Annotated in this window: 3 protein-coding genes and 1 pseudogene; all 4 read left to right on the forward strand. The window is 57.7% G+C overall.

Going from position 1 to position 3609, the window contains the following annotated elements:
• A pseudogene (locus ACG74X_RS21200) lies at positions 1-294 on the forward strand (type VI secretion system tip protein VgrG); the annotation flags it as partial.
• Between the two features lie 8 nt (positions 295-302).
• On the forward strand, positions 303-1334 hold the full coding sequence (locus ACG74X_RS21205; protein WP_411237307.1) for a DUF2169 domain-containing protein: 1032 nt from the start codon (positions 303-305) through the stop codon (positions 1332-1334).
• Positions 1331-2860, forward strand: coding sequence for a PAAR-like domain-containing protein (locus ACG74X_RS21210; protein ID WP_411237308.1), 1530 nt, complete (start codon positions 1331-1333; stop codon positions 2858-2860). Before ACG74X_RS21205 ends, ACG74X_RS21210 begins: the two co-directional genes overlap by 4 nt.
• 9 nt (positions 2861-2869) lie before the next feature.
• A partial coding sequence (locus ACG74X_RS21215) for a GAD-like domain-containing protein (RefSeq protein WP_411237309.1) occupies positions 2870-3609 on the forward strand: 740 nt, incomplete at its 3' end.

Consider the following 3609-nt stretch of genomic DNA (forward strand, 5'->3'; position numbering starts at 1 on the left):
TTTCCGATGCCCGGAGTGATGAACACCATCGTCGGCAGTTTCAAATCCGACACCATCGGCGTGGCGCGGGTGGAACAGGTTGGCACCAGCAAGATCACCAATGTGGGTGCGAGTTCGCTGGAAAGCGTCGGGAAATACAAGAAGATCGCCGTTGGTGAGGAATTTGTGATCGAGGTGGGCGACAGCAAATTGGTCATGAAGTCGAATGGCGAAATCCTGATCATGGGCAAAACGTTCAACTTTGTTGCAACGGACCATTTCCAGATGCGCGGAAAACCGATTGACATGAACTGAGCAGACCGATGAAGCTCTTCAATCCCTCAGGGTTCGCGGCGTTTGCCTTTCGTCAATATGACGCCGAAGGGCAACTGGACGTTGTCGTTTCTGCCCGGGCGTGTTTTCTGCACAAACAGGGCGCGACAGTTGCGCGGGACCGCTCCGCTGACGCCTTTCAATGGCAAGACAGTTACGAAAACGACCCCTACACGTCCCCACTTGTCATACAAAGCGATCTTGTCCCCGACAAACCCGGCACAGATGTCACCTTTCTGGGCGAAAGCTATTGCGACGACCCACCGCGTTCCGAATGGACGTGCCATCTGGCCCTCGGACCCATTGCAAAGGAACTAGCCGTGACCGGCCCCCGGTGCTGGGTGAAGGCCAAGGCCAGCGCATTTTCATCCAAAGCGCCGGATTGGCAGCCGGGTGCGCCTGAACCAGCCTCTTCTGTCCCGATGGACTGGCGTTTGACCGCTCGGGGCGATGGCACGGATGCCGGTACAGAACACAATCCGATCGGATTGAACCGCCCGGTTGAGGATGGCAAGGACGCAGAACACCCTGCGCCGCAGATTTCCATCCTTGGGGATGACAGGCTTGAACACCCTGCCGGGTTCGCACCCGTTGCGCCATTCTGGGCAGGCAGGGCACAATATGCAGGCACCTATGATGAGGCGTGGACCCAGACCCGCCACCCGCTTTTGCCGCGCGATTTCGATCCACGGTTCTGGCAATGCGCTCCGCCGGATCAGATTGCCATGCCCTATCTGCGGGGGGACGAGCGGTATGAACTGACTAATTTGCATCCCGAATATCCCGTCGCCAAGGGGCAGCTTCCGGGCATTGATCTGGCCGTGCGTTGCGAAAACAACGGTGCCGACAACTGGCACATACTGAACCTTGATGGCGTACATTTCGACTGGCGGGAAACGGACCGCGTGTCGTTGACATGGCGTGCGCGGTTTCCGCTGCCTGACGCCATGCGTGCCAAGCTGACCCTGCAAAGGGTCACGTTCGTCGATGCTGCAGACGTGTCGGAAGGGGCGCTGGCATGAGCCTTCCTAAAGATGACTATGTCGGTGAGCCGGGCTATCCAGCCCCGTGGACAACATCCGTTCCTCGCGAAGGGCTGCGCGACACGGACGAAGCCGTCATCGTGTCGCTGGCCCCCGATGTGTGCCGATCAACCAGCACGCCGATCCCGTACCCGGTGGTCGATTTTTGTGGCCACGACGACGGCTACACCCCGTCCGTTCGCTTTACCGGGCAGCGCGCCATGGTCCTGCGCTCACATACAACCGAAGTTCACGGCGATGAACCGGGTCGCGGCGGCGGGGTTGTGTCGGGCACTTACGGCGGCATTTGCGAACCGATCGAGCATGCCGATCAGGTCTTCGCCGAAGGCAGCCCCGTCATCCGCCACCTCGACCGCTTCCACATGAACAACCGCAATTGCGAGGGCGAGGCCTATTTCGTCCGCGATATGGGGGTCTATGCGGCCCCGGTTGATGACGATCCGTTGCCGGGGTCTTTGCTGTTGGCGGATGCGTCGGGGACTTGGACGACGGTCGATTATCTGCAATTCGCCCAAGCCGAACCTGGGGTTTCGGGATTTGCCGGTGTTGAACCGCCTGCGACAGTCGACATTCCGATCGAATTGCCAACTGGAAATGCCCCGGTCCCCGAAGGCCCACTTCCGCCTCCGACGCCACCCGAAGACCCACCACCCAATGCGCTTCAAAGGCTTGGTCAGTGGGCAAGGGTACTTGGTCGGGCGAACATTCTTCTGAATGGAGATCCCGTTTCGAACGATATGGGCTACCGGATACTTGCCCAATCAGAAGCTGATCGAATGCTGGACGGGATAACACCACGCACCCCCGCAGAGCAGGACGTATATGATGGTGTCCGGGAACGGATTTGGAGGCACATATACGAGAACTACGGCGAACTTTTCGGGGGTCGTGACGAAGACTATTTACAAGAGGAACTTGACTATCTCGAACGCGAGATTGCCAGACAAAGAGAGGCCGAGACTCAAACTGAGACGGACACGGACACCGATCCAGTCCGAATATCTGAAGACTACGAAAGTCGCTGTCCTATCGTGACAATCCCATTTGATACGCATGGTGATCCCGTGGAGTTCTCCCGCCAGATCGAAGAGCAAGAAGCGCGGTTGAATCGGATGACGCCAACTGAGTATCTTGCAAGACGTACGCCCATTTCACCAAATGCGCCGGGACGTAGGAGTGTTTTGCAACAACGAAGACGTGCTTCGCTGCCGCATCAGGACCGAGTACGCGCTGCATACGAGCGAGAGAATAGGGACGACTACATCGAAGAACACGGACTTGCCGCTTGGAGAGAGCACTTTGGAAACCTCGCAGCCACACATGAGCTGGATCTCATTGCCGGGGGGTATGAAAGCGAAATCTCTGGCATGGGCGGTGCGGTCGAGAATAGCTCTATTGGACCGCAATGGCGTGCGGATCGACGCAGCGGTGTGCTGGATCGCCATGCGGAAGAACTTGAACAAAACGGATGTCCTTTTGTTCGAGTAGACCTCGTTGCGCAATAAGGAAAAAAAATGCCTCAGGATGAAGTCCCACTTTCCAAACGAGACCCGTTTGGCGAGATCATTGAAGAATTCGGTCCCCCGGACGGGGGTGGTCCTATTGATGCGCAAGACGCAGAGCGGTACGAAGGGCGTGTCCCTGACGGTCTGATCGACTTTTGGCGCACTCATGGTCGAGGGACCTGGCGCAATGGCTTTGTCTGGCTGTGTGATCCCGAGCCCTTGATGCCGATCATCGAGACCCTTTTTCGTAACGATCCCGAATTCGATTCCGCGCTTATGGTGCCCTATTTGCGCGATGCGTTTGGGCAATTTCACCTGTGGCATCCTACGCTGAAACTTGTCACGGTTGATGTGCATCTGGGTGAAGTCACGACGACAGATATCACCGGCGTGCGTCCAAGTGGAAAGGTCCGCTTCGACGACAATTTGGCGGTTGCATCTCCGGTGAATGCCGCTGTCTTTGACGGGCGTGGCTGGGTCGACAACGTCACCGGACAGGCCGTCTTTGACGATGTTTATAAACGCCTTGGGCCGGTTGCGCAGGATCAAGCGTATGTGATGTCACCCCACTTTCGTCTTGGCGGTACGGGCGTTGCGGAAGACTTTTCAATCGGTGGTCTGGTCGAATATCTGGGGTTTCTGGTGCAACTCGGCCCGTTCACCCGCACGCGGTATATTGACCCCAAGGACGGCGGACGCGGCCCGTACGGCCATGTGGAGACAGTGCGCACAATCGGCCATAGCACGCT

This window comes from Marivita sp. S0852 (assembly GCF_046591575.1).
Lineage (GTDB): Bacteria > Pseudomonadota > Alphaproteobacteria > Rhodobacterales > Rhodobacteraceae > Marivita.

Bases quoted from the DNA above. Each gene is read 5' to 3' on its own strand.
- ACG74X_RS21210 (WP_411237308.1), top strand. From the start codon at position 1,331: ATGAGCCTTCCTAAAGATGACTATGTCGGTGAGCCGGGCTATCCAGCC.
- ACG74X_RS21205 (WP_411237307.1), top strand. From the start codon at position 303: ATGAAGCTCTTCAATCCCTCAGGGTTCGCGGCGTTTGCCTTTCGTCAA.